At 44.3% G+C, this 1,153-nt stretch carries 2 protein-coding genes; one reads left to right on the plus strand and one right to left on the minus strand.

Annotation, left to right across the window (positions count from 1 at the left end):
• Positions 1–46: 46 nt before the first annotated feature.
• Positions 47–436, plus strand: coding sequence for a VanZ family protein (locus tag A3735_RS21350; RefSeq protein WP_068510067.1), 390 nt, complete (start codon positions 47–49; stop codon positions 434–436).
• Here the strand turns inward: A3735_RS21350 and A3735_RS21355 are convergent.
• Positions 396–1,058: a methyltransferase gene (locus tag A3735_RS21355; RefSeq protein WP_068510069.1), complete on the minus strand. Its 663-nt coding sequence runs from the start codon at positions 1,056–1,058 to the stop codon at positions 396–398. The genes A3735_RS21350 and A3735_RS21355 overlap by 41 nt on opposite strands.
• Positions 1,059–1,153: the final 95 nt, after the last annotated feature.

Genomic DNA, 1,153 nt, shown 5'->3' on the forward strand with positions numbered 1-1,153 from the left:
TTAAGTATCTACCAGCCAAAGACTAAAACTTTTATGGAGTTCTCAAGTGCTACACCTTTTTAGTCAGATAATCCAGTTTACCTGGCTGAACAAAATCGTTTTGTACCTTGCTTTGCTGTTCTCTTGTATTGCCGCGTTTTCACCCCTTACGGGGCTGGAGCAAGTTAATGTGAGTGACAAGGTGCTCCACCTAGTAGCATTTTTTGTACTTTCTTTATTGGTTCAAATTGCCTATCCAAGGCTAGGTTTAAGGGCAATACTATTTTGCTTGGCTTGCTTTGGTCTGGGTATTGAGCTTGTTCAGGCTTACTTGCCCCACCGTAGTTTCGAGCTAAATGATTGGTTTGTAGACTTGTTAGGCACAGTGATTCACCTGATCCTTATTGCGCCAACTATTAAGAGCAAGTGTTTGAGTGGTAAATACGCACCTTGTTAAATTCTTCAAACTCATTTAGGTCTGGACAAGTACGGGCTTCTTTTACTTCAAGCAAATCGTAAGCGGAAGAGGGCAGTACTTTTACGCGGGAGTCAGCAAGAAGTACTTGAGGACATTTAGTGGTAAACAAATCTAGCAAGTCGTGATTATCTTTGTCATATAGTACATCCGCCGCGGTGATCAGGTCGAGCTCTTCATCAAAAGCCATAAAGTCTTCAGAGTAGTCAAAGCTCAGAGAGTTGAGTTCGGCATTTGCACGACAAGCTTCAAGAGCGTCTGAGTCGATATCACAAGCTATGACTTTTTTGGCACCAGCCTTGGCAGCAGCGACTGCAACAACACCCGAGCCGCTACCAAAATCTAGCACTGTCTTACCACGCACATATTCCGGGTTCTCCAGAATGAACTGAGCCAAAACCTGTCCACTTGCCCAACAAAAAGACCAGTAGGCAGGTTCGGCCACAACAGCCTGTGCTTCGTCATGGCTAAGTGGGCCCTGTAATACAGTGGGGTCAAACAGGTAAAGGCCGATTGCAGGGCAGGCGGGAGGTTTAGTCGCCTTGACACGACCTTTAGCGAGAGTTTTATTTAAGTTAGCGTTGAGTGTATCGACAGTATTCATGACATTTTAATGATGATTGACAGTGTTAAGTTGACCAGCTTAGTGTAGCTACTTTATGCTGCGAGGAATAATAACAACAGCATTTCGATGCATCA

It is taken from the genome of Oleiphilus sp. HI0061 (assembly GCF_001635675.1).